The 24337-nt window shown below is 72.1% G+C and carries 23 protein-coding genes; 7 read left to right on the top strand and 16 right to left on the bottom strand.

Features of this window, described 5'->3' with window-relative positions:
- Positions 1-340: 340 nt before the first annotated feature.
- Complete coding sequence (locus ACF088_RS25840) at positions 341-2347, top strand: N-acetylmuramoyl-L-alanine amidase (RefSeq protein WP_392378173.1); 2007 nt, start codon at positions 341-343, stop codon at positions 2345-2347.
- Positions 2348-2446: 99 nt separating this feature from the next.
- Here the strand turns inward: ACF088_RS25840 and ACF088_RS25835 are convergent, their stop codons facing one another.
- The 3 genes from ACF088_RS25835 to ACF088_RS25825 all read right to left on the bottom strand — a co-directional run bounded on the left by ACF088_RS25835 (position 2447) and on the right by ACF088_RS25825 (position 4058).
- A complete protein-coding gene (locus ACF088_RS25835) occupies positions 2447-2947 on the bottom strand; it encodes a hypothetical protein (RefSeq protein ID WP_392378172.1) in 501 nt (166 codons plus the stop codon).
- 97 nt (positions 2948-3044) lie between these two features.
- Positions 3045-3440, bottom strand: a complete 396-nt coding sequence (locus tag ACF088_RS25830; protein WP_392378171.1) for an ACT domain-containing protein — start codon at positions 3438-3440, stop codon at positions 3045-3047.
- A 9-nt stretch (positions 3441-3449) separates the two neighbouring features.
- Positions 3450-4058, bottom strand: a complete 609-nt coding sequence (locus tag ACF088_RS25825; protein WP_392378170.1) for a CGNR zinc finger domain-containing protein — start codon at positions 4056-4058, stop codon at positions 3450-3452.
- Between the two features lie 49 nt (positions 4059-4107).
- Here ACF088_RS25825 and ACF088_RS25820 point away from each other — a divergent pair, with 49 nt between their 5' ends.
- From ACF088_RS25820 to ACF088_RS25810, 3 genes are read left to right on the top strand one after another with little or no spacing between them, the layout of a single operon-like run.
- The gene (locus ACF088_RS25820; RefSeq protein ID WP_392378169.1) at positions 4108-4761 is read left to right on the top strand and encodes a pyridoxal 5'-phosphate synthase; all 654 of its coding nucleotides are present in this window, start codon (positions 4108-4110) and stop codon (positions 4759-4761) included.
- Positions 4758-5690 carry a maleylpyruvate isomerase family mycothiol-dependent enzyme gene (locus ACF088_RS25815; protein ID WP_392378168.1) on the top strand — a complete coding sequence of 311 codons (933 nt, stop codon included), beginning with the start codon at positions 4758-4760 and terminating at the stop codon, positions 5688-5690. The genes ACF088_RS25820 and ACF088_RS25815 overlap by 4 nt, the downstream gene beginning before the upstream one ends.
- Entirely contained in the window at positions 5618-6304 is a 687-nt protein-coding gene (locus ACF088_RS25810) for a leucine-rich repeat domain-containing protein (RefSeq protein WP_392378196.1), read from the top strand. Before ACF088_RS25815 ends, ACF088_RS25810 begins: the two co-directional genes overlap by 73 nt.
- Before the next feature lie 84 nt (positions 6305-6388).
- Here the strand turns inward: ACF088_RS25810 and ACF088_RS25805 are convergent, their stop codons facing one another.
- The 5 genes from ACF088_RS25805 to ACF088_RS25785 form a co-directional block, all read right to left on the bottom strand.
- On the bottom strand, positions 6389-6628 hold the full coding sequence (locus ACF088_RS25805; RefSeq protein ID WP_392378167.1) for a DUF397 domain-containing protein: 240 nt from the start codon (positions 6626-6628) through the stop codon (positions 6389-6391).
- Between the two features lie 148 nt (positions 6629-6776).
- Positions 6777-7943 carry a thiolase domain-containing protein gene (locus ACF088_RS25800; protein ID WP_392378165.1) on the bottom strand — a complete coding sequence of 389 codons (1167 nt, stop codon included), beginning with the start codon at positions 7941-7943 and terminating at the stop codon, positions 6777-6779.
- The gene (locus ACF088_RS25795) at positions 7940-8992 is read right to left on the bottom strand and encodes a thiolase domain-containing protein (protein ID WP_392378164.1); all 1053 of its coding nucleotides are present in this window, start codon (positions 8990-8992) and stop codon (positions 7940-7942) included. The genes ACF088_RS25800 and ACF088_RS25795 overlap by 4 nt, the downstream gene beginning before the upstream one ends.
- On the bottom strand, positions 8992-9975 hold the full coding sequence (locus ACF088_RS25790; RefSeq protein WP_392378163.1) for a Zn-ribbon domain-containing OB-fold protein: 984 nt from the start codon (positions 9973-9975) through the stop codon (positions 8992-8994). The genes ACF088_RS25795 and ACF088_RS25790 overlap by 1 nt, the downstream gene beginning before the upstream one ends.
- A gap of 15 nt (positions 9976-9990) precedes the next feature.
- On the bottom strand, positions 9991-10791 hold the full coding sequence (locus ACF088_RS25785) for a crotonase/enoyl-CoA hydratase family protein (RefSeq protein WP_392378162.1): 801 nt from the start codon (positions 10789-10791) through the stop codon (positions 9991-9993).
- A 165-nt stretch (positions 10792-10956) separates the two neighbouring features.
- Between ACF088_RS25785 and ACF088_RS25780 the strand changes: the two genes are divergently transcribed.
- Positions 10957-12585: an acyl-CoA synthetase gene (locus ACF088_RS25780; protein WP_392378160.1), complete on the top strand. Its 1629-nt coding sequence runs from the start codon at positions 10957-10959 to the stop codon at positions 12583-12585.
- A 111-nt stretch (positions 12586-12696) separates the two neighbouring features.
- Here the strand turns inward: ACF088_RS25780 and ACF088_RS25775 are convergent, their stop codons facing one another.
- The gene (locus ACF088_RS25775; RefSeq protein ID WP_392378159.1) at positions 12697-13317 is read right to left on the bottom strand and encodes a chorismate mutase; all 621 of its coding nucleotides are present in this window, start codon (positions 13315-13317) and stop codon (positions 12697-12699) included.
- Between the two features lie 248 nt (positions 13318-13565).
- Positions 13566-14264 (bottom strand): alpha/beta fold hydrolase, encoded by a 699-nt coding sequence (locus ACF088_RS25770; protein WP_392378158.1) that lies wholly within the window; start codon positions 14262-14264, stop codon positions 13566-13568.
- A gap of 121 nt (positions 14265-14385) precedes the next feature.
- Between ACF088_RS25770 and paaK the strand changes: the two genes are divergently transcribed.
- Positions 14386-15714 (top strand): phenylacetate--CoA ligase PaaK, encoded by a 1329-nt coding sequence (paaK, locus tag ACF088_RS25765; protein ID WP_392378195.1) that lies wholly within the window; start codon positions 14386-14388, stop codon positions 15712-15714.
- A gap of 81 nt (positions 15715-15795) precedes the next feature.
- Here paaK and ACF088_RS25760 read toward each other — a convergent pair whose 3' ends face one another.
- The 6 genes from ACF088_RS25760 to ACF088_RS25735 form a co-directional block, all read right to left on the bottom strand.
- The gene (locus tag ACF088_RS25760; protein WP_392378157.1) at positions 15796-16692 is read right to left on the bottom strand and encodes an alpha/beta fold hydrolase; all 897 of its coding nucleotides are present in this window, start codon (positions 16690-16692) and stop codon (positions 15796-15798) included.
- A 156-nt stretch (positions 16693-16848) separates the two neighbouring features.
- Entirely contained in the window at positions 16849-17649 is an 801-nt protein-coding gene (locus tag ACF088_RS25755; RefSeq protein ID WP_392378156.1) for a VOC family protein, read from the bottom strand.
- A gap of 142 nt (positions 17650-17791) precedes the next feature.
- Positions 17792-19444, bottom strand: a complete 1653-nt coding sequence (locus ACF088_RS25750) for a fatty acyl-CoA synthetase (RefSeq protein WP_392378155.1) — start codon at positions 19442-19444, stop codon at positions 17792-17794.
- A 126-nt stretch (positions 19445-19570) separates the two neighbouring features.
- A complete protein-coding gene (locus tag ACF088_RS25745; RefSeq protein ID WP_392378154.1) occupies positions 19571-21130 on the bottom strand; it encodes an acyl-CoA synthetase in 1560 nt (519 codons plus the stop codon).
- Positions 21131-21149: 19 nt separating this feature from the next.
- On the bottom strand, positions 21150-22253 hold the full coding sequence (locus ACF088_RS25740; protein ID WP_392378153.1) for an NAD(P)H-dependent flavin oxidoreductase: 1104 nt from the start codon (positions 22251-22253) through the stop codon (positions 21150-21152).
- Between the two features lie 277 nt (positions 22254-22530).
- Complete coding sequence (locus ACF088_RS25735) at positions 22531-23358, bottom strand: helix-turn-helix domain-containing protein (protein WP_392378152.1); 828 nt, start codon at positions 23356-23358, stop codon at positions 22531-22533.
- Positions 23359-23481: 123 nt separating this feature from the next.
- Between ACF088_RS25735 and ACF088_RS25730 the strand changes: the two genes are divergently transcribed.
- Positions 23482-24336: an oxidoreductase gene (locus ACF088_RS25730; RefSeq protein ID WP_392378150.1), complete on the top strand. Its 855-nt coding sequence runs from the start codon at positions 23482-23484 to the stop codon at positions 24334-24336.
- Position 24337: the final 1 nt, after the last annotated feature.

Below are 24337 nucleotides of genomic sequence, written 5' to 3'. Positions count from 1 at the left end.
TGAGCGGCGCACCCGGGTACGGGGTGCGCCGCTCACCCATGTGCGCCGGTCCGGCCTCCCCCTCCCCGGCCGTCCGTCCGTGCCGCCCTCGCCCAAGTCCGGTCGAGTCCGGTCGTTGGTCCATTCCACTGACGCCCCGCAGCCCCGGACACCCGTCCGGGAAGGCTCCTGTGGAGATGCCCTGACATGCGGAATCCCGAGAGGGCGCGGTGATTGACGGACCCTCGGCAAACGTATAGCTCTAAGCCGACGGGGGCTCTAGTCTCGGGTCCCGCCCGTGCGGCCGTTTGCGCACCCACCGTCACACCGCCCCGGCTCGGGCCGGCTCGAGGAGGTTGCTTTGCGAGGATCCGCCCCGGAAGACGAGAAGAGATTCCACCGCCCCGCCCTGCGCAGGTCCGCCACCGCCGTTGCGGCGGCGGTGCTGCTGCTGCCCCTGTCGGGAGCACCGTCCGCGCATGCCGGCCAGCCCCGGACCGATGATCTGCAGCGGGCCTTCACCGATGCCGCCGCCCGCTTCCAGGTGCCGCGCAGTGTGCTGCTCGGCGTTTCGTACCTGGAGTCGCGCTGGGACACCCATGGCGGCGCGCCCAGCGTCTCCGGGGGCTACGGTCCGATGCATCTGACCGATGCCCGCACCGCGCTGACGCGCACGCCGGAGTTCAGCGGGGGTACCGAGGACGCCCGCGGCGACGGCGCGCGGCCCCGTAAGCGAGTGCCGGCCGGTACCGCGAAGCGGGCCGCGCTGCCCGCCGAACTCCCCGCCCGGTTGCGGACGTTGACGACGGCCGCCACGCTGGCCGGGCTGTCCGCCGAGCGGCTGCGTACCGACCCCGCGGCGAATGTGCTCGGCGGGGCGGCGCTGCTCGCCGCGGAGCAGCGCAAGCTGGGACACCGGACGGGCGGTGACCCTGCGCGGTGGTACGAGGCGGTGGCGCGCTACGGCGGCCAGGACAGTACGCGCGGCGGCCGGGCCTTCGCGGACGAGGTCTACGAGGTCATGCGCCACGGCCAGACGCGCACGACCGACGCGGGGCAGCGGGTCACGCTGGCCGCCACGCCGGAGCTGACCCCCGATGCCGTGCAGCAGAAACGTCTCGGCGCACCGGGCGCAAAGGCATCTCCGACGCAGGCCGGCCGCAAGCTGGAGTGCCCGCACAGCGTCGCCTGCGAGTCCGTTCCGGCGCCGTACGAGGAGTTCGGGGACGGTGACTACGGCAACCACGACAAGGCGGACCGGCCCGAGGACCTACGGGTCAGCACCATTGTCATCCACGACACCGAGGGGTCCTGGGAGACGACCCTCAAGCTGATCAAGGACCCGGCCTATGTGTCCTGGAACTACACCATCCGCTCCTCGGACGGCCTGATCGCCCAGCATGTGCCGACCAAGGATGTCGCCTGGCATGCGGGCAACTGGTACATCAACTCGCACTCCGTCGGCATCGAGCACGAGGGCTTCCTCGCCGCACCGGACGCCTGGTACACGGAGGCGATGTACCGCACGTCGGCCCGGCTGGTGAAGTATCTGAGCCGCAAGTACGACGTGCCGCTCGACCGGCAGCACATCCTGGGCCACGACAACGTGCCCGGCACGACCACGTCCACGATCCCCGGGATGCACACCGACCCCGGCCCGTACTGGGACTGGGCGCACTACTTCTCCCTGTTGGGCAAGCCGTTCAGGGCCGCCTCGGGCACGCATGGCGGGCTGGTCACCATCCGGCCGGACTACGCCCGCAACAAGCCCCCTTACACCGGCTGCGAGAAGGCCGGCGACAGCTGCGCGCCACACGGTTCCACGGCGGTCCGGCTGTACACCGCGCCGGACGAGGACGCACCGCTGGTCAAGGACGTGGGTCTGCACCCGGACGGCAGTGACTCGACCGAGGGCGTGAACGACACCGGTGCCCGGGCCTCGACCGGCCAGCGGTTCGCGCTGGCGGGCCGGTCCGGCGACTGGACGGCGATCTGGTACCTCGGGCAGAAGGCGTGGTTCCGCAATCCGCACCACGCGCCGACGGCGGTGAACGCCAAGGGGATGATCGCCACGCCGAAGGCGGGCCGGGAGGAGATCCCGGTCTACGGCCGTGCGTACCCGGAGAAGGGGGCCTACCCGTCCGGGGTGCCCTACCAGGCGGTCTCCGCGCTGCCGTACAAGCTCGCCGCCGGCCAGAAGTACGCCGTCGGGGACCGGATGACGGGCGACTACTTCTACGCGCCCACCTTCGAGCTCTCCGAGCATGCGATCGTGCGCGGCGAGGATGTCTACTACGAGATCCAGCTCGGGCACCGGGTCGGCTATGTGCGGGCGGCCGACGTCGATGTGCGGCGCTCGGATTCCTGAGCCCGTGCGCACACCGATCGGGTGAACGCGTACGCGCCCGGTGGACGGGAGTACCGTCCACCGGGCTCGAGGGTGTCCGCTCCGGTGCCGCGCCGGGGCTCAGCCCTGCTGGAAGAGCTCCGCCGGCAGCGGCTTGAGCAGCGCGTAGAGATCGTCGGTGATCGGCCGGTCCCAGCTGGCGATGGTGACCAGCACCCCGTCGCTGCGGTCGAACTGGGCGCAGGAGATCCGGCTCTCGGAGCACTTGATGCGCTTGACGATCAGCAGGTTGTCCTCGTGCATCACGGGGGTGTCCTCGCTCTCGACGACCGTCACCGGCTCGTCGTTGCCGAGCGCGGCGAGCAGCTGTGCCACTTCGAAGGGCACCTGGTCGTCCTCGAGCTCGCGGGCCGGGGACCCGTCCGGCAGATTGCCGATGATCATCGCGGGGCCGCGGCCGCCGAACAGGTCGTAGCGGAGGAAGACGCCCTGGCAGCTCCCGTCGGGCGCGGGCAGCAGCCCGGCTCCGAGATTGCCCGGCCAGTCCCCGGGGTCCATGGCGAGGACGTCGAAGTCAGGCCCGGCGGGCGTGGCTGCGCTGCGGCGGCGGAGGAAGGACATGCCGCCATCGTACGTGGCCCGGCCGGGCACGCGGCGCGGACGTCGGCGTGCGGGGCGCCCCGGGCACGGAGCCGCCGCCTCCTCTTGCCGGTGGTCGTTATGCCTGGTCGGCCAGTGCGCGCAGCCGGCGCAGCGCCTCGTCGGTCGCGGCATGCGGCACGAAGAGGTGATCGTGGTGGAAACCGGCGACGACATTGCAGCTGAGGCCGGCCTGGGCGAGTGCGGTGGCCACGGCGGCGGTCAGTCCGACGGCGTCCAGCGCGGAGTGCACCCGCAGGGTGATCCAGCCGGCGACATAGTCGTACGCCAGGCCCGCACGGTCGGCCTCTTCCTGGTGGACGACGAGGGTGCGGCCTTCGGGCTCGGTGACCGTGACCACCGGCGTCAGCCCGTCGGGGACCGCGCCGGGCACGCTCGTAAAGACAAAACGGCCTTCGTTCCGCTCGGGACGCATCCCGCTCAGCAGGGCCCGGAGATCACGTTCACCCGTCATGCCACCACCCTACGGGGCCCCGTCCTGTCCTTCCCGGCGCCGCTCGTGGTGGCGGGCGACCCGGGCGCGGTTGCCGCAGGAGGGGGTGCACCACTCCTGGCGGGCGTGGTCCTTGACGAAGTAGCGCACACAGCGCGGGGCGGGGCAGGCCCGCAGCAGCACCCGGTCGGGGCCGGCCAGGAAGGCGAGGGCGGCGCGGGCCAGCGCGGCGACGATCCGGTCGGCGGGCGGCGGGGAGCCCGCCGGGTGGTGCCGGATGGCGGGCGGCGCGCCGGGCTCCCAGCTGAGCCGGGGTGCCGTGGGGACCAGGGCCGCGGCGGCGTTGAGCCGGCGGAGCGCCTCCTCCTCCGGGAGCAGCCGGTGGGCATCGGCGGAGCTGGGCGGTCCCGGCCGGACGGCGCGGGCGAACAGCGACCGGACCGCGGCCCGCAGCTCCCGCACGCTGGTGTGCAGCGCCTCGTCGGGGGTGGCCGGGTCGGCCGCGCAGTCCAGCACTGCGGCCCGTTCGCGTACCCAGACCGCGAGCCCTTCCGGACCGGCCAGGTCATCGGTGACGCCGCCGTGCCCGTCATGGCGGAGGGTGACGGCGAGTTCGAGTGCGAGCCGTGTTGCGGTCATGGCGCTAATGGTAACGTCGCGGACAACCGTTAATTACCTAGGGGACGGTATGGCTGACGTACGTCAATTACTGGGCGAGCTCCCGGTGTTCACGGGCGAGCTGCCCGCATTCGATCCGCTGGAGACACCCGATGACCCGGTGGAACTCTTCACCGCCTGGCTGCTCGGCGCCATACGGGCCCAGGTCCCCGAGCCCCACGCGATGACCGTCTCCACCGCCGGCGCCGACGGCAATCCGTCGGCCCGCACACTGATCCTCAAGGACATCGACGCGGACGGCTGGCGGTTCGCCGCGCACCGTGACAGCACCAAGGGGCGCGAGCTGGCGGACCGCCCGTACGCGGCGCTGACCTTCTACTGGCAGCCGCTCGCCCGCCAAGTGCGGGTCCGCGGGCCGGTGGTGCAGGAGAGCGCGGAGCGCGCGGCCGCGGACTTCCTCGCCCGCAGCCCCGGCGCTCGGGCCGAGGCGTTGCTCGGGCGGCAGAGCCGTCCCCTGGGCGACCTGGCCGAACGGGACGCGGCGGTGGCGGAGTCGGCGGCCCGTCTCGCCCGCGAACCCGGTCTGGTCGCGCCCGGATGGACACTGCACACGGTGCGGGCGGAGTCGGTGGAGTTCTGGCAGGGCGACAAGGAGCGCAAGCACACCCGGCTGGCCTACCACCGGGCCGACGGCGGATGGCGGAAGGAGCTGCTGTGGCCGTGACGCAGACGCACGCACAACCGGCGGAGGCGGAGACGCACGCGCTGCCGGCGGAGGCGGTGCGGGCCGCGATCGTGGCGGGTCAGGAGCGGCTGTGTGCCCTGCTGCCCGCCCTGACCGACGACGCGGTGCGGGAGCCGGGCGAGCTGCCCGGCTGGACCCGCGCCCATGTCCTCTCGCACATCGAAGGCGTCGCGGTGGCCCTGGCCCGGCAGGCCCGTTATGCGCTGCGCGGTGAGCTGATCGAGCCGTACGACGGCGGGCGCCCGGCGCGTGCGGCCGCGATCGAGGCCGGTGCGGGGCGTGGGGCGGCGGCGCTGGGGGACGCCGTACGGGCCGCGCCGGCCGAGGCGTCCGCGGCCTGGGCGGCGGTCGGTCCGGCCGACTGGCCGCGGCCGGTGACGCATCGCCACGGCGCGCTGCGCTCCGCATTGCTCTGCTGGTGGCGGGAGTTGGAGATCCACACGGCGGACGCCCGGATCGGCCACGGTCCACGGGACTGGCCGCAGGAGCTGTGCCGCCACCTGCTGGACCATCTGGCACCCCGCGCACCAAAGGATCTGCAGCTCGTCCTGACGGCCACGGACGACACCCTCACCCGGCGGTACGGTGACGCCGCCGCCCCGGCGGTCACCGTCAGCGGCCCGCTCACCGACCTCGCGGCCTGGCTGGCCGGCCGCACACCGCACCACCCGCTCGACTGCCGCCGGTCGGGGCGGACCGTTCCACCGCCCGAACTCCTCGACTGCCCGCATCCACCCCGCCCCCGCCCCCGGCGCCGCCTTGCGGAAGGACAGCACGCCCCATGCCCCGCCCCGGGTCCGCCACGCCTCCCGTCCTCAACCTCTGGAAGGCGGGCCTGGGTTCGGTCCCTGCCGAGGTCTGGCAGCGCGAGGACTGGGAGGTATGGATCCTTGCCGACAACGCCCTGACCGAGATCCCGGCGGCGCTCGGCCGGCTGCACGCGCTGCACACCCTCGACCTCGGCCACAACGCGCTGACGGCGCTCCCGGACGACCTCGGCGCGCTCGCCGGGCTGACCCGTTACCTCTATCTGCACGACAACCGGCTCACCGCCCTGCCGGACTCGCTCGGCAACCTGGACCGGCTCGGCTACCTCAACGTCGGCGAGAATCCGCTCGGCCGGCTGCCGGCAGCACTCGGCAGCATGGCCGGCCTGGTCGAACTCCGCGCACAGCACGCGGAGTTGACCTCCCTCCCGGAAACACTGGGGCGACTCGGCCGCCTGCGGGAGCTGTGGCTGGGCGGCAATGCGCTGACGCAGCTGCCCGGGAGCGTGGCAGAGCTGGACGAGCTGAGGGTGCTGGAGCTCCGGGACAACGCCCTGCCCGGCGTCCCCGAGGCGCTGCGCGCGCTGCCGCTGCTGCGCCGGATCGACCTGCGCGGGAACCGGATCGAGGTGCTGCCGTCGTGGATCACGGGGCTGCCGTCGCTGGAGAAGCTGGATCTGCGCTGGAACGCCGTGGACGACGGAGCGGAACCGGTCCTGGCGCTGCGGCGGAGCGGGTGCGTGGTGCTCACCTGAGGCTCGCTCACGAACGGCCGGGCGGCGGGCCCGCGGGCCTTCGGCCGGCGGGCCGCTCCGCAACGCCGCAGGTGAACACAGGCCCTAGGTGAGATCGAATTCGCCGTCGCGGGCATCGAGGACGAAGGCCCGCCACTCGGCGGGGGTGAAGATCAACGCCGGGATCTCCGGACTGTGGCGGTTACGCATCGCGATATAGCCCTCGACGAAGGCGATCTGGACGCCGCCCACGCCCTGGGTGCTCGACTGCCACTCGGCCTGCGTCAGGTCGAGATCGGGCCTGGGCCCGCCCACGAGCCGCTGCTCGGTGATGCTGTCGGTCACGTGCCCCGCTCCTCCCGGTTCGTCGTCCGCGGTCAGCCTAACCACTGTGTCCGGGGACGGACAGGGGACGTGGCGAGGCGGTGGAGTGGCGAGTGGAGTGGTGGCCGGGGAAGGGCGCGCCGGCTCGGCGCGCCCGCCCCGTGGGGTGTCACGTGGCCGGCGCTTCGGCGCCGACCAGCCACATCGAGAAGAACTGGGAGCCGCCGCCGTACGCATGCCCCAACGCCGTGCGGGCGCCGTCGACTTGGTGGGCGCCGGCCTGTCCGCGCACTTGGAGGGCGGCCTCCGCGAAGCGGATCATTCCGGAGGCACCGATGGGGTTGGTGGACAACACCCCGCCGGACGGGTTGACGGGGAGATCGCCGTCCAGCTCGGTGACGCCCGACTCGGTGAGCTTCCAGCCCTCCCCCTCCTCGGCGAAGCCCAGGTTCTCCAGCCACATCGGCTCGTACCAGCTGAAGGGGACGTACATCTCCACCGCGTCGATCTGGCGGCGGGGGTCGGTGATACCGGCCTGCCGGTAGACATCGGCGGCGCAGTCCTTGCCGGCCTGTGGGGAGACGAAGTCCTTGCCGGCGAAGAGGGTGGGCTCGCTGCGCATGGCCCCGCCGTGCACCCAGGCCGCCGGGTGCGGTGCGCGGGCGGCTCCGGTGCGGTCGGTGAGGACCATCGCGCAGGCGCCGTCGGAGGACGGGCAGGTCTCGGAGTAGCGGATCGGGTCCCAGAGCATCGGCGAGGCCCGGACCTTCTCCAGGGTGAGGTCGTGTTCGTGGAGGTGGGCGTAGGGGTTCTTGAGGGCGTTGCGGCGGTCCTTGTAGGCGACGAGGGAGCCGACGGTGTCCGGGGCGCCGGTGCGCCTCATATAGGCGCGGACGTGCGGGGCGAAGAAGCCGCCGGCGCCGGCCAGCAGGGGCTGCTGGAAGGGGATGGGCAGGGACAGGCCCCACATGGCGTTGGACTCGGACTGCTTCTCGAAGGCGACGGTGAGGACGGTGCGGTGGACCCGGGCGGCGACGAGGTTCGCGGCGACCAGGGCGGTGGAGCCGCCGACCGAGCCGGCGGTGTGCACCCGCAGCATCGGTTTGCCGACGGCGCCCAGGGCATCGGCGAGGTACAGCTCGGGCATCATCACTCCCTCGAAGAAGTCGGGGGCCTTGCCGAGCACCACGGCGTCGATGTCCGCCCAGGCCAACTGGGCGTCGTCCAGGGCGCGCCGGGCCGCCTCACGGACGAGTCCGGCGAGCGAGACGTCGCGGCGCGCGGCGACGTGTGTGGTCTGACCGATGCCGACGACGGCCACGGGCTCCTTGCTCATCGCTCACCTTCCAGGACGGCGACCAGGTTGTGCTGCAGGCACGGCCCCGAGGTGGCGTGTGCCAGGGCGCGGTCGGAGGCGCCCCGCTGGATGCGGGCGGCGGCCTCGCCGAGGCGGATCAGGCCTGCGGCCATGACGGGGTTGGCGGCGAGCGCGCCGCCGGACGGGTTGATGCACACCGCGCTGTCCGGCGCGTCGAGTTTCAGGGCGCGGCGCAGCACGACCTCCTGGGAGGTGAAGGGGGCGTGCAGCTCGGCCGTGTCGAGGGGCCGCTCGAAGGCGCCGGCGCGCTCGGCGGCGAGCCGGGTGGACGGTGAGTCGGTGAGGTCGCGGACGCCCAGGCCGTGTGCCTCGATGCGGTGGTCGAGGCCGCGGATCCAGGCGGGGCGGGCGGTCAGTCGGCGGGCGGTGTCGCCGGCGGCTAGGACGACGGCGGCCGCGCCGTCGCCGATGGGCGGGCAGTCGCCGGTCCGCAGCGGGGCGACCAGCGGCTCGCCCACGGGCATCTCGCCGCGCAGCTGGGCGTGCGGGTTGGCCCCGGCGGCGGCGCGGCTGCGGGCGGCGATGCCGGCCAGTTCCCGCTCGTCGGTCAGCTCCGCGTCGATCAGGGCCTGCGCCTGGAGGGCGGCGAGCGCGACGGAGTCGGGCCACAGCGGGGCGACGTAGTACGGGTCGAGCTGGCGGGTGAGGACCTCGCGGACGTCGCCGGGCGAGGACTTGCCGTAGGCGTAGACGAGTGCGGTCTCCGCCTCGCCGGTGAGGATCTTCACCCAGGCCTCGTACAGCGCCCAGGCGCCGTCCATTTCGACATGGGATTCGGAGATCGGCGGCCAGGCACCGACGCCGTCCAGGGCCATGGTGAAGGAGAAGGCCCGGCCGGCGAGGTAGTCGGACGAGCCGGAGCAGGTGAAGTCGATGTCCCGGGCCGCCAGGCCGGTTTGCTCCAGCACGTCGTGGAGCACCGGCATCAGCATCTCGACCTCGGAGGTCTCCGCGCTGTCGCGGACGTGATCGCTCTGCCCGAAGGCGACGATGGCGACGTCGCGCATCAGATCAGCTCCTTGTAGCGGTCGTAATCCGCATCGGGTTCACCGGTGGGGCGGTAGTGGTCGGGAAAGCGGCTGTCCTCGGCCCAGACGGGTTCGACGCGCAGCCCCATGCGGACCCGGTCGTACGGGATGCCGCCGATCCGGGCGTGCAGGGCCAGGTCGGCGCCGTCCAGGGCGATATGGGCGTAGACGTAGGGCACCTCGATGTCGAGGTTCCTGGCCTTGATGTTGACGATGCAGAAGGTGGTCACGGTGCCGCGGGGGCCGACCTCGACCTGGGTGTCGGTGGCGACGCCGCAGGTGGGGCAGGCACCGCGGGGCGGGACATAGACCTTGCGGCAGGAGGGGCAGCGCTCGCCCACGATCCGGTGGTCCACGAGCGCCCGGAGATAGCGGGACTGGGCACGGCCGGGCGCATAGGTGTAGTCGAGCCGGGCGGGGGTGGTGATCCCGGTGACGGGGTCCGCGAACTCCCCGCTGTGCGGTGCCGGCCGGCCGGCCCCTGCGGCGCTGTCGTCCAGCGCCGGACGGCCGTCATCGGCGGCGCTGTCGTCCGGCTCGAAACAGGCGATGTCGGTGATCGCGCCGGTGCGCTCCGGGGCCCAGCGGACCCGGACCCGCATTCCGGTGTGTACGGCGTCGGGGCCGGGCGCGTCCAGGGCGTGCAGCAGGGCGGTGTCGGCGCCGTCGAGCCGGACCAGGACCCAGGCGAAGGGGGTGGTGAGCGGCTGGCCGCGGCGGGGTTCCGGGTTCCAGGCCCAGGTGGTGACGGTGCCGCTGGTGCCGACCTCGACCAGTTCGCGGATCTCCTCGGCGGTGACCGGGTCGTACTCGGTGGGCGGGACGACCACCCGGCCGTCGCTCGCCGTGACGCCGAGGACGGTGCGCTCGCGCAGCCCGGTGAGGAAGGCGCTCTGGACGGGGCCGAGGGAGCGGGTGAAGGGGAATTCCACGACGAGGGGCGCCGTGAGGACCTCTGGCATGCGGGGCTCCTTGGGTCAGGCGCGCCGGTAGACGGGTGGGCGCTTCTCGGCGAAGGCCCGGGAGCCCTCCTTGGCGTCGGCGGTGTCGAAGACCGGCCAGCCGCGGGCGAGTTCGGCCGCCAGCCCGTCGGTCTCGGTCATCTCGGCGGTCTCGTAGACGGAGGCCTTGACGGCTTCGACGGCGAGCGGTCCGCAGGCGTTGACCAGTTCCGCGATCTCCAGGGCCGCCTCCAGCGCGGTGCCCTCGGGGACGACATGGCCGATCAGGCCGATGCGTTCGGCCTCGCGTGCGGGGTAGGGCCGGCCGGTGAGCAGCATCTCCAGGGCGTGGGTGCGGGGGATCTGGCGGGCGAGGCGGACGGTGGAACCGCCGATCGGGAACAGCCCCCGCCGGACCTCGAAGAGCCCGAAGGTGGCGCTCTCCCCGGCGACACGGATGTCGGTGCCCTGGAGGATCTCCGTCCCGCCCGCGACGCAATGGCCCTCGACGGCGGCGATCACCGGCTTGCGGGGGCGGTGGTGCCGCAGCATCGCCTTCCAGTGCAGATCGGGGTCGTCGCGCAGCCGGTCGCGGTACTGCTCGCCGGCCATGCCGTCGCCCGCGAGGGCCTTGAGGTCCATTCCGGCGCAGAAGGTGCCGCCGGCGCCGGTGAGGACGATGGAGCGGATCCCGTCGTCCTCGTCGGCGGCCGTCCAGCCGTCGTACAGGCCCACCAGCATCGGCAGCGAGAGCGCGTTCTTCGCCTCCGGCCGGTTGAGGGTGAGCACCAGTGTCGCGCCGACGCGCTCCACCGAGAGATGTTCCGTACCACCCATGTTCCGTCCTCCCGTCTCACGACGTAGAACAGGTTGCAGTAGCCGCACACCGACTTCAAGACCTTTCTGACAGGTAGTCAGATTTCTTCGCCGTGGCCCTTCCCTGCTCCTTCGGGCGGCGCTCTAATGACCGCCGAGCCGACGCCCGCCCGGTCTGGAGGAGACGTGGAGTACAACCTTGCCGACCTCTTCGAGTCGATCGTCGACACGGTCCCGGACCGCGAGGCGCTGGTGTACATCGACCATCCGGGCACCGGCAGCGAACGGCGGCTGACCTACGCCGAGCTGGACCGCGCCGCCAACCGCCTGGCCCACCACCTCGCCGACCGCGGCATCGGCCCTGGTCAGCACGTCGGGCTGCACCTCTACAACGGCATCGAATACCTCCAGGCCGTCTACGCCTGTCTGAAGATCCGTGCCGTCCCGGTCAACGTCAACTACCGCTATGTCGAAGAGGAGTTGGTCTATCTCTACCGGGACGCCGACCTGGTGGCGCTGGTCTTCGACGCGGAGTTCACCGCGCGGGTGGCCGCCGCCCTCCCGCAGGCGCCCGGGCTGCGGCATCTCGTACGGGTCGGCACCCCGCCCGCCGGCGCCCCCGAGCCACCGATCGCGCCCGTCGCGCTCGCAGACGCCGAGGCCGCCGCCTCCCCCGCGCGCGGCTTCGGGCCGCGCTCGGCCGACGACCAGATCGTGATCTATACCGGCGGCACCACCGGTATGCCCAAGGGCGTGATGTGGCGCCACGAGGACCTCTTCTTCGCCGGGATGGGCGGCGGGGCACCGACCGGTGAGCCGGTGACGCGGCCGCAGGAGCTGGCCGAGCGGGTCGCGGCCGGCGGCGACGGCATCGTCTTCTTCCCCGCTCCCCCGCTGATGCACGGCACCTCCACCCTCACCGCGTTCATCGCCTTCCACTTCGGCCAGAAAGTCGTCGTCCACCGCAAATACGTGCCCGAGGAGGTACTGCGGACCATCGAGCGGGAGCGGGTCTCCAGCGTGTCGCTGGTCGGCGATGCGATGCTGCGTCCGCTCGTCGATGCGCTCGGCGGGCCGCTCAAGGGCACCGACTGCTCCTCGCTGTTCAGCGTCAGCAGCTCCGGCGCGATCCTCTCCGAGACCGTCCGCGCCCAGTTCGCCGCGCTGCTCCCGCACGTCATGCTGCTCAACAACTTCGGCTCGTCCGAGTCCGGGTTCAACGGCACCGCCACCGACGACTCGGGCCCCGACAAGGGGTTCCGGCTGCAGGTCAACTCCCGTACGGCAGTGGTGGACCCGGCGACCTACGAGCCGGTCCCGGCCGGCGAGGTCGGCCGTATCGCCCTGCGCGGGCATGTCCCGCTGGGCTATTACAACGACCCGAAGAAGACCGCCGAGACCTTCTTCGAGGCGCGCGGCGACCGATGGGTACTGCTGGGCGATATGGCGACCGTGGACGACGCGGGCATCGTCACCGTCCTCGGCCGGGGCTCGCAGTGCATCAACTCCGGTGGCGAGAAGGTCTATCCGGAGGAGGTCGAGCAGGCGCTGAAGGCGCATCCGGACGTCTATGACGCACTGGTGGCGGGGGTGCCGGACGAGCGGTGGGGCAGCCGCGTCGCGGCCGTGGTCCAACTGCGCCCCGGTGCGGGGCCATTGGACCTGGAGGGCCTGCAGCGCCACTGCCGGACCCGGTTGGCGGGGTACAAGATTCCGCGCGCCGTCGTCTTCACCGACCGCATCCAGCGTTCACCCAGCGGCAAGGCGGACTACCGCTGGGCACGGGCGGTGGCGGCGGGCGGGCGGACGGGCTGAGCCGATTGCCTGGCGGGCGGGCCGAGCTTGACCGGCCGTGCCGGGCCCCGGCCGGTCGGGCTGACGCCGGCGGGCGGCCCGAGCACGGCCCGGGCCGCCGTACACCGTGGGTCAGGTTCCGGCGCAGACGGACCGCAGCGAGCGGGCCAGGGCCCTGGTGTGCAGCCCGTCCAGATGGCGCTCGTGACGGACGTGTGCCGCAGCCACGGTCAGCAGCGGTGCGCAGTACGGTGCCGAGCGGGCGTGCGGGGAGCGGGCGATGGCCCGCACCAACTCGCCGTTGATGCGGTTGATCTGCCGGCGTACCTCCTCCAGGTCCGGCCGCGTGGTCGGCGCCTGCGCGGGATCCGCGTCCCACCTGCGGTGCAGCCCACGCTGCACGATCTTGCTGGCCTCGATCTGATCCCGGAAGATCCGCACCGTGGCCGCCGGATCGGCGCCCAGCTGCCGGGCCTGTTCCGCCACCGAGTCCAGCACCTCCTGCTCGCGGGCCGGGTCATCGATCGGGCTGCCGGTGCCCCACTTCGCGGCGGCCACCAGATCGCCGGTGGCCAGCCGCTCCGCGGACAGCCCGGCGAGCGGGCCGAGCCGGCCGTACGGGGAGTGCGCGGTGGCGGTGGCCGGGGCCGGCGGGGCGGTCGGCGCCGCGACGGCCCCGCCGGTTCCGGTTAGCAGGACGGCCACGGCCGCGCCCGCGGTCAGGGCGCTCCGTATCGAGGGGGTCAGCTGCACAGTCGGCCTTTCTCGCCTTCCGGGAATTCCCGGGGAGTTCAGGGTCGGCATACGACCGTGATCCTAGAACGTGGCCGCGAGCCGGGCGGTTCGCTGCGGACGCCCCCTGGCGGGACCGGGCGACCGGGGCGCCGCCGGGCCGCGCGGCCGGGCCGCGCCGGGCCGCGCCGCGCCGACGCGAGGAACCAGGGGCCCGGCTCAAGGAACCAAGAGCCCGGCTCAAGGAACCAGGGGCCCGGCGCAAGGCACTAGGAGCCCGGCGCAAGGAACGAGTTGACCGCGGCGAGGAACTCTCCGGGCCGCTCCTCGTGGACGAGATGACCGGCACCCTCCACCGTCACCAGGCGGGCGTCCGGGATCCGCTCGGCCAGCTCGGCGAGTTGTTCCTGCGGAATATGGCTGGACTCGCCGCCGGCGATGACCAACGTCGGCGCAGTGATCTTCTCCAGCCCCTCCCACCACACGGGATCGGGCGCATTGCGCTCCGCCACCACCGCGGCCTTGGCGTGCCAGTCGAACGGCTGCGGGCCGGCCGGTTGCTCCGGCACCTCCTGCGGCGGGTCGGCGGGCAACAGCGGAGGCACTTCCTCCAGGACCAGCCGGTCCACCAGCTCGGGCCGGGCCGCGGCCAGCAGCAGTGCGGCCAGCGCGCCCAGCGAGTGCCCGATGAGGGTCACCCGCTCCAGTCCGAGCGCCTGCAGAAAGCCGATCGCGTCGTCCCGCCACCGTTCGAAGCCGTAGTCACCGGGCCAGTCACTGTGTCCGTGGCCCCGCTGATCAAGGGCGTAGACCTGATGGGTACCGGCGAGCCGGCCGACCACACCGCGCCAGTCCTCACCGTCCTCCCCGAGGCAGTGCAGCAGCACGGCCGGGGGCGCGTCCTCCTCTCCCCACACCCGATACGCCAGCTGGACCTCACCGACCTGCACTTTCCGGACGTCACTCATGCGCTGGACGCTACCCGCGCGGTGTCTGCGCCACGCCCCTTGACGTGTTCGCCGCGCGCTGATTACTTGGACCCGCATGCGGCTACCGAATGATCGGTAGGGACACGAGGCGGTGAACTCCATGCCGGAAGCGGCTACGGGCAGTGAGACGTTCGACGAGGCGGAGCGGCTTTCGGCAGACGCGTTGCACGCCCTGCAACTGACACGGTTGCGTGCCTCGTTGCAGCATGCCTATGACCACGTCCCGTTCTACCGGGAGTCCTTCGACCGGGCCGGAGCGCATCCGCAGGACTGCCGCTCGCTCGGTGACCTCGCCCGCTTCCCGTTCACCGTCAAGGATGATCTGCGCGCCCAGTACCCCTTCGGGATGTTCGCCGTCCCCAAGGAGAAGGTGCGCCGCATTCACGCCTCCAGCGGTACCACGGGCCGCCCGACGATCGTCGGCTACACCGAGCGCGATCTGACGCAGTGGGCGGATGTCGTGGCCCGCTCCCTCCATGCGGCCGGCGGGCGGCCCGGGCACACCGTCCATATCGCCTACGGGTACGGACTGTTCACCGGCGGTCTGGGCGCCCACTACGGCGCGGAGCGGCTCGGCTGCACGGTCGTACCGGCGTCCGGTGGGATGACCAGCCGCCAGGTGCAGCTCATCCAGGATCTCCGGCCCGAGATCATCATGGTCACGCCGTCCTACATGCTCACGCTGCTGGACGAGTTCGAGCGGCAGGGCATCGATCCCCGTACGACCTCGCTCAAGGTGGGCGTCTTCGGCGCCGAGCCCTGGACGCAGGAGATGCGCCGCGAGATCGAGGAGCGGTTCGCGATCGACGCCGTGGACATCTACGGCCTGTCGGAGGTGATGGGCCCCGGTGTCGCCCAGGAGTGTGTGGAGACCAAGGACGGGCTCCACATCTGGGAGGACCACTTCTACCCGGAGGTGGTCGATCCGATCACCGGCGAGGTGCTGCCGGACGGTGCGCACGGCGAGCTGGTGTTCACCTCGCTCACCAAGGAAGCGATGCCGGTCATCCGTTACCGCACCCGGGATCTGACCCGGCTGCTGCCCGGCAGCGCGCGCGCCGCCTTCCGCCGGATGGAGAAGATCACCGGACGCAGCGACGACCTGATCATTCTGCGGGGGGTCAATCTCTTCCCCGCGCAGGTCGAGGAGATCGTGCTGCGGACGCCCGGGGTCGCCCCGCACTTCCAGCTGAGGCTGACCCGGGAGGGCCGGATGGACCAGCTGACCGTGCGCGCCGAGGCCCGGCCGGACGCAGCCCCCGAGGCGCGCACGGCCGCCGCCGGGCTGATCGCACGGGGCGTCAAGGACGGGATCGGGGTCTCGGTCGCGGTCGAGATCGTCGACCCGGAGACCCTGGAGCGCTCGGTCGGCAAGATCAAGCGCATCGTGGACGCCCGGCCGCGGGACAAGGCCGCGGAGACCCCTTAGGACCGGGGCCGGGAGGCGGCCTACGGAGGCACCCTGGGAGGTGGGAGGTGGGGCGTCCCAGGGCACGGCCGATGGGGCTGCTCAGCCCGTCGAGTCCAGTCGGCCGGTAAGGCCGGTGAGGCCGGTGAGGTCGGCGAGGTCAGCGAGGTCGGCGAGGTCGGCGAGGTCGGCGAAGGCCGCCCGGACGGCTTCGGGGTTCTCGACCCAGGGGAAATGGCCGGCTTCCCCGATCCGGCGGTGCAGGGTGTGCGGGCCGTGGAAGCCCGGCTCGTCCTGCCAGAGCCGCTGGTCGACGAGGTGGTCCCGGTCGCCGCTGACGATCAGGGTCGGCAGCGCCCCGGGTGTCCAGCGGGCCCGGTAGGTGTCGTCGAAGTGGGCGTCGGCCCAGGCCACCGCGTCATGGCAGTACGGCAGGTCCGCAAGGAGCGCCTGGCCGTCGGCGGACGCGGAAGGGCGGAAGTTCCACGGCGCGGCGGCCAGCGTCAGGACGCGCAGGTTCTGGTCGTCCGGCTGCCGGGCGTAGCGCTCGGCTGCGGCGTCGACGCCGGGGAGCGGGTGGTGCTCGGCATAGCGGGCGAAGGCGGGGCGCCAGCCGGCGTGCGGAGCGCTGCTGATCAGCGCCAGCCCCGTGAGCTGTGCCGCGAGTTCCGGGACGGAGAGCAGGAACATGCCTCCGGTGGAATGGCCGACCATCACCACGTCGTCCAGCGCCTGCGCGGCCTCTGTCAGGGCTCCCGGCCAGTGGGCGTAGGGGTCGGCGGGGATCGCGGGAAAGCCACGGTTGGAGCCGTCGCCGGGCAGATCGACCAGCCAGGCGGATCCGGGGACCCGGGCAGCGGCCACCAGGCCGTGCAGGGACTCGGATCCCAGCCCCGGCCCGCCGGGCACGAAGAGCCAGTTCCCACGCCCGTCGCCGGAGGAGACCCTGCGCAGCCTGACTCCCGAAGCCGTCCACCACTCCTGCCGCTCTGCTTCCACCGTGTCCGCTCTCTCTCGCCTTCGTGCGGCAGGCATGGGCTCTCCGTCATACGCCGTGTGTTTCGCCGCCCCGGGGACGATAGGCGCTGCAGCCATTGCGGGCGCGGCATTTTCGGCTTCCGCGTCCGCGAGGCAACGGCCGGGCGGCGGGTCGGCTCAGTCCAGGGTCGGGTCCCCCTTGATGAGGGCGAACGGGGCCCCTGCCGGGTCCTTGACCATGGCCAGCCGACCGACGCCCGAGGCATCGGTGGGCGGGATCAGGACCGTGGCGCCGTGGTCGGTGGCCGCGGCGAAGGTGGCGTCGCAGTCGGTCACACCGAAATACGGGTGCCACTCCGAGGTCGAACCGGCCTGCAGATGCTCCTTCTGCAGCTGCATGATGCCGCCGTGCCCGGTGTCGTCGCCCTTGCCGCCGCCCGGCGCGGAGACGACGGAGTAGACCATGTCACCGCCCATCGGCATGTCCTGGTGGCTCCAGGAGAAGACCGAGCGGTAGAAGTCCTTCGCGCCAGCCGCATCGGTGGTGTACAGCTCCGTCCAGCACAGGGAGTTCGGCTCCATGACCGTGTCCAGGCCCTGGACGTCGCCCGGCTGCCACACGGCGAAGTCGCCGCCCGCCGGGTCGGTGAAGGCGGCCAGGCGGCCCGCGGTGAAGACATCCATCGGCGGGACGCGCACCGAGCCGCCGGCCTGCTCCACCGACTTGAGCGTGGCGTCCGCGTCGGAGGTGTGGAAATACACCGTCCAGGCGGACCGCGCGCCCTCTTCCATCAGCGGGCCGACGGCACCGACCGTCTTGCCGTCGAGCTGGAAGAAGCCGTACCCGCCGGCGTCCGGGCCGGCCGACTGGAAGGTCCAGCCGAACACGGCGCCGTAGAAGGAGACGGCGTCGTCGATGTCGGGGGCCCCGAGGTCGAGCCAGTTGGGTGTGCCCGGGACGTAGTGGGTCGTCAGCATGGGTGGTCCTCCGTCGGTCTTCGTCGCATCTCCGTCGCACGGATCGTGGCGTTCACGGCTGTTTCCCGCCGTTTCTCAGGATGGCAGGGGGCACTGACAACCGCCCTTCCACGCCTTCCGCGCCCCGTGCCGGGCCGGGGGATCAGGGCGCGCCGAACCGTGCGCGCAGCTCCCGCTTGAGGACCTTGCCGCTGGCGTTGCGCGGCAGCGCGTCCACGAACATCACCCGTTTGGGTGCCTTGAACGGCGCAAGGCGGGCGCGGGCCGCCGCGATCAGCTCCTGCTCCCCCACTCCGGCGCCGACCGGCTCGCCCTTGGCTCCGCCTGTACCTCCCATACCGCCCGCGTCGTCCGTGCCGTCCGTGCCGTCCGTGCCATCCGTGCCGTTCGTACGCAGCACGACCACCGCGGTCACCGCCTCGATCCAGCGCTCGTCCGGCAGTCCGATGACCGCGACCTCGGCCACCTGCGGATGCTCGTAGAGCACATCCTCCACCTGGCGCGAGGCGACCAGTACGCCACCGGAGTTGATGACGTCCTTGACCCGGTCGACCACCGTGAAATAGCCCTCCGCGTCACGAACGGCGAGGTCGCCGGAGTGGAACCAGCCGTTCCGGAACGCCTCGGCGGTCTCCTCCGGCTTGTCCCAGTAGCCGGTGCACAGTTGCGGGGAGCGGTAGACGACCTCGCCCCGGGTGCCGTCCGGCACCTCCCGGCCCTCCTCGTCCACCACCCGCGCCTCGACGAACAGCACCGGGCGCCCGCAGGAATCCATCCGGCCCTCGTGTTCGCCGGGACCGAGCACGGTGGCCAGTGGCCCGATCTCGCTCTGCCCGAAGCAGTTGTAGAAGGCGAGTCCGGGCAGCCGGGCGCGGAGCCGCTCCAGGACCGGCACCGGCATGATCGAGGCACCGTAGTAGGCCTTGCGCAGCCCGCTCAGCTCCCGGGCGGTGAAGTCGGGGTGGTTGGACAGCGCGATCCACACGGTCGGCGGCGCGAACAGGCTGTCGGCCAGGCCCCGCTCCACCAGGTCGAAGATCCGTTCCGGATCGGGCCCGTCCAGGATGGTGTTCTCCGCGCCCACCGCCAGGTAGGGCAGCAGGAAGACGTGCAGCTGCGCGGAGTGGTAAAGCGGGAGCGAGTGCAGCGGCCGGTCCGTCTCCTTCAGGTCGAGGGCGACGACGGCGCTGGTGTACTCGTGCACCAGCGCACGGTGCGTCATCATCGCGCCCTTGGGCAGGGCGGTGGTCCCCGAGGTGTAGAGAAGCTGGACCAGATCCTCGTCGGACACCTCGGCCACCGGCTCGGCGGCGTCCGCGTCCGGCTCCACGGCGTCCGCGTCCGGCTCGGCGGCGTCCACGTCCGGCACGTCTGGGGACGCGAGCCGCTCCAGCAGACCGTCGGGCGCCCCGTACAGCGGCATGGTGCGTACGGAATCCGGCAGCCGGTGCGCGAGCGCGGCGTCGGTGAGCACCAGCGCGCTGCCCGATTGCTCCAGGACGTAGCGCAGATCCTCGCCGGTGAGGCCGTGGTTGACCGGCACATGCACCAGCCCGGCGCGGGCGCAGGCCAGAAATCCGATCAGGTACGCATCCGAGTTGTGCCCGTAGGAGGCGACCCGGTCGCCGGGCCGCAGTCCGGCCGCCCGCAGTACCCGGGCCGCGGCGGTCACCGCGTCGTCCAGCTCGCGATAGGTCCAGGCCCGGTCCGCGTACCGCACCGCAGTCCGCCCGGGCACTCGGCGGGCGCTGCGCCGCAGGACTCCGTCGACCGTATTGCTCCGCGCTTGCGTCATGGCGCGATCCTCGACCGCCCCGCACCGCCGGTCAAGCCACCCGACCGGCGGTGCGGAGCCGGCAGCCGCCCGCCCGTCGCGGCGCCGGGGCGTGGGGCTCCGGGACAACGGCCGGCAGGGCACCGGCTACACGGAGCGTTCCCGCCCCTCCCAGTACGGGTCACGCAGCCGGCGCTTGTAGAGCTTGCCGTTGGGGTCGCGTGGCATGGCGGCGAGGAAGTCGACCGACTTGGGCCGTTTGTAGCCCGCCAGTTGCCGTGCGCAGTGGGCCATGATGTCTGCGGCCAGTGCGGGCCCCGGCACGTGGCCCTCGGCGGGTTCGATGACGGCCTTGACCTCCTCTCCCCAGTCGTCGTGCGGGATGCCGAAGGCGGCCGCGTCGGCGACCGCGGGGTGGCCGAGCAGGACGGATTCGATCTCGGCGGGGTAGATGTTCACCCCGCCCGAGATGATCATGTCGATCTTGCGGTCGCGGAGGAAGAGGTATCCGTCCGCGTCCAGGTATCCGAGGTCCCCGACGGTGAAGAAGTCTCCGATCCGGTTCTTCTTCGTCTTCCCCTCGTCCTTGTGGTACTGGAAGCCGCCGGTGCTCATCTTCATGTAGACGGTGCCGAGTTCGCCCGCGGGCAGCCGGTTCCCGTCGTCGTCGAAGACGGCCAGCTCGCTGATCGGCCAGGCCTTGCCGACCGTCCCGGGCTTCTTGAGCCAGTCCTCGGCGGTCGCGAAGGCGCCACCGCCCTCACTCGCCGCGTAATACTCCTCGACGCAGTCCCCCCACCAGTCGATCATCGCGCGTTTGACGTGGTCGGGGCAGGGTGCGGCGCCGTGGAGGGCATGCCGCATCGAGCTCACGTCGTATGCCGCGCGGGTCTCCTCCGGCAGCGCGAGCAGCCGGTGGAACTGGGTGGGCACCATATGGGTGTGGGTGCAGCGGTGCGCCTCGATCAGGCCCAGCATGTCCTGCGGAGTCCACTTGTCCATCAGGACGAGGCGGTGGCCGATGTGCAGCGAGGCGCCGGCGAATTGCAGTACGGCGGTGTGGTAGAGCGGCGAGCAGACCAGATGGACATGGTCGTCGAACGGCGTGATGCCGAAGATGGCGAGGAATCCACCGAGGTGGGCGGACTCGGGCGCGGTACCGGGCAGCGGGCGGCGGATACCGCGCGGGCGTCCGGTGGTGCCCGAGGTGTAGTTCATCACCCAGCCCAGCGTGCGGTCGCCGGGCGCGGACTCCGGCTGTCCGTCGAGGAGTCGGGCGTACGACCGGAAACCGTCGACCCGACCGACGGCATGGCAACGGGACGCCGGCAGCTTCGCCTCGTCCGCCGCGTGCCGGGCCGCCTCGGCGAACCGCTCGTGCGCGATCAGCACCTTCGCCCCGGAGTCGGCGACGATCCAGGCGATCTCCGGGCCGACCAGGTGGTGGTTGACGGGGACGAGATAGAAACCGGCCTGGGACGCGGCGAGGTAGGCGGTGAAGAACTCGACGCCGTTGGGGAGGACCACGGCGAAGGCGTCGCCGCGCCGCAGACCCGCCGCGCGCAGGCCGTGGACGAGTTGGTTGCTTGCGGCGTGCAGCCGTCCGGCGGTCCACTCCTCGCCGTCCGGGGCGATCAGGACCGTACGGTCCGGGTCGGCGGTGGCCTGCGCCCAGAAGCCGTTGGGCGGTGGGGAGTCATGGGTCATTCCGCTGTCCTCCTCGGGATCAGGCGCGTCCGGCGATGCGGTTGATGCGGTCGATGGCCCGCTCGAAGCCGCGGGTGAGGTCGTCGAAGACGGCCTGCACGCTGCGTTCGCTGTTCATCCGGCCGACGATCTGGCCGACCGGGGTGCCGAGCAGCGGCTCGACCTCGTACCGCTGGATACGGGAGTTGGCCTCGGCGACCAGCAGCCCCTGCAGCGGCATCGGGAGGGGGCCGGGGCCACCCGGTTCGTCCCAGGCGTCGGTCCATTCGGTGCGCAGCTGACGGGCGGGTTTGCCGGTCAGGGCGCGGGAGCGGACGGTGTCGCCCGGGCCCGCGGCGAGCAGTTTCGCGGTCAGCCGCCGGGAGTGCAGATCCGCCTCCTCGGTGGTCAGCCAGAGCGAGCCCAGCCAGACGCCCTGGGCACCGAGGGCGAGCCCGGCGGCGATCTGCTCACCGGTCCCGATACCGCCGGCGGCGAGCACCGGCAGCGGGTCGACGGCCGCCACCACCTCGGGGGTGAGCACCATGGTGGCGATCTCGCCGGTGTGTCCGCCCGCCTCGTATCCCTGGGCGACGACGATGTCGATACCGGCAGCCTTGTGGTGCCGTGCGTGCCGCGGGCTGCCGGCCAGCGCGGCGACGAGGATGCCGTGGTCGTGGGCGCGCCGGATGATGTCGGGCGGCGGCGAACCAAGGGCGCTGGCCAGCAGCTTGACCGGATAGTCGAAGGCCACATCGAGCTGGGTGCGGGCGACCTGTTCCATCCATCCGGTGATCCGCCAGCCGGACGCCTCTCCCTTCGCGAGCTGCGGCACCTCGTGCTTGGCGAGGAGCTCGGTGACGAAGCGGCGGTGCTCCTCCGGGATCATCGCCTCGACCTCGGCCTCGGAGACGCCTTCCACCTTCTTGGCGGGCATCACCACATCGAGCCCGTACGGCAGGCCTCCGGTGTGGTCCTGCATCCAGTCCAGGTCGCGGGCCAGGTCGTCCGGCGCGGTGTAGCGGACCGCGCCGAGCACCCCGAACCCGCCGGCCCGGGTGATCGCCGCGGCGACCGCGGGGAAGGGTGTGAACCCGAAGACGGCGTGCTCGACTCCCAGCGTGTTGCTCAGCTCCGTCTGCATGGGCGAAGGATGCCGCAGCGGGCCGTACGAGGGAAGAGAGTTTCTGATGAAGCGTCAGAAACTTGGCGATGCCGGTATCCCTGGCGGGCGGTCTCCCCGGCGAGCGGCCTCCCGGACGGCAGCCTCCAGCCTCCTGGGTTCCTTCCCTGACCGCACCGAGTCCGAACGACGTCTCCTGGCCCGGCAAGACGCCGGCGAGATCCCCGACCCTCGCGAGGCCCGGTCGCGTAGGTCCGGCCGTTGGACCGTGGCCGCAATCGGCCGTACGGCCGGTCTGTCAGGCAAGGCCGCGCAGCACTTCGTCCGCTGTGCTACCAGGCCGGGGGAAGTACACGTACAGGACGTGGCCCTCGGGGCCGGCGAGCCCGAAGGTCTCGAAGCTGAGGCGGAGGGTGCCGACGCCGTCGACATGCAGCCGTTTCTCGCCCATCACGCGCTCGTAGATGTCGTGCGAGTCCCACAGAGCACGGAACGTCTCGCTGCGCTCGCGCATGTGCGCCACGAAGCCGTCGAGTTCCGCGCGGCGCGTGGCGGCGGTGGCGCGCAGACCTGCGACGGCCTGCAGGCTGATCGCTTCCCAGTCGGGATAGACCGTCCGCGCACGCGGATCGAGAAACGTGAACTCGATCAGGTTGTGGCCCGTGCTCCAGGCGGGGTTCACCCGGGCGGCGAGCGCGGTCCCGGCCAGTACGTCGCGCCCGGGGCCGACGACGAACGCGGGCAGGTCGGCCCATCGCTCCAGCAGGTGCCGTACCCCGGGCCGCACAGGAGGGGCCGGTGCGGTGTCGTTGTCCGCCGGTGCGGTGTCGTTGTCCGCCGGTGCCAGCGGCGGCATCGCCAGGCACCACAAGTAGGCCCGCTCGGTGTCGTCCAGACGCAGCACACGGGCGAGAGCTTCAAGGATCTCGCGGGAGGGATGCCGGTCGCGGCCCTGCTCGATCCGGGCGTAGTAGGACGGGCTGAGCCCGGCGAGCAGGGCCAGTTCCTCACGGCGCAGCCCTTTGACCCGCCGTCTCGTGTTGTCGACGACACCGGCGGAGGCAGCGTCGATCTTCTCCCGGCGACTGCGCAGAAAGGGACCGAGCCCTTCGTCGTCATGTGTCATGCAACTCGACTTTACCGCCGCCCACTTGCGCGACTGCTTCCGTCCCGCACGCGAAGCTGACCCTTTCAGAGACTGCCTCAAGGGGGTGTGGCACGTCCGTCGGCCTGCTGTTGCCATGGAGGCATGTCGAACGAAACGAATGCATCGCCGGTTTGGCTGATCACCGGATGCTCCAGCGGCCTGGGCCGCGCCGTGGCCGAGCACGCCTTGGAGCGAGGCGACCGGGTCGCCGTCACCGCCCGCACCCGCGCCGCTGTGACCGGCCTCGCCGCCGAGTACGGCGACCGAGCCCTGGCTCTGGAGCTGGAGGTGACCGACCCCGCGTCGGTGACCGCAGCCGTCCAGGAGTGCGAGCGGAAGTTCGGGCGGATCGACGTACTCGTCAACAACGCCGGGTACGGCTACCTGGCGGCGATCGAAGAGGGCGAAGAGGCCGCTGTTCGCGCCTTGTACGACACCAATGTGCACGGTGTGGTGACGGTCCTCAAGGCCGTGCTGCCCGGCATGCGGGCCCGCCGCACGGGGCGCATCGTCAACGTCTCCTCCTTCGGTGGCCTGGCCGCCTTTGCCGCGACCGGCTACTACCACGCCACGAAGTTCGCCCTGGAGGGGCTGTCGGAGTCGCTTGCCGCGGAACTCGCCCCGCTCGGCATCGCGGTGACGATCGTGGAGCCCGGCGGTCTGCGCACCGAGTGGGCCGGGGCCTCGATGCGACAGTCTCCGATCCGCCTGGACGACTACGAGCAGACCGCCGGCAAGCGCCGTGAGGCCACACTGGCCGTGTCCGGCCGCCAGCCCGGCGACCCGGTCCGGGCTGCGGCGGCCATCGCCGCGACCATGGACACGGAGGTACCTCCGCTGCGGCTGCTCCTGGGCTCCGACGCGCTCGCCGGAATCCGCGCCCGCCTGGAACGGACGCGTGCCGAGACCGATGCCAACGAGGCAGTGACCGTGAGCGTGGACCTGGAGGAAAGGTGAG

Origin of the sequence: Streptomyces sp. NPDC015125 (genome assembly GCF_043080045.1) — a bacterium.
Classification (GTDB): Bacteria; Actinomycetota; Actinomycetes; order Streptomycetales; family Streptomycetaceae; genus Streptomyces.
Note: the sequence above shows the minus strand (reverse complement) of the source record. Positions and strands in the feature narration are given on the sequence as shown.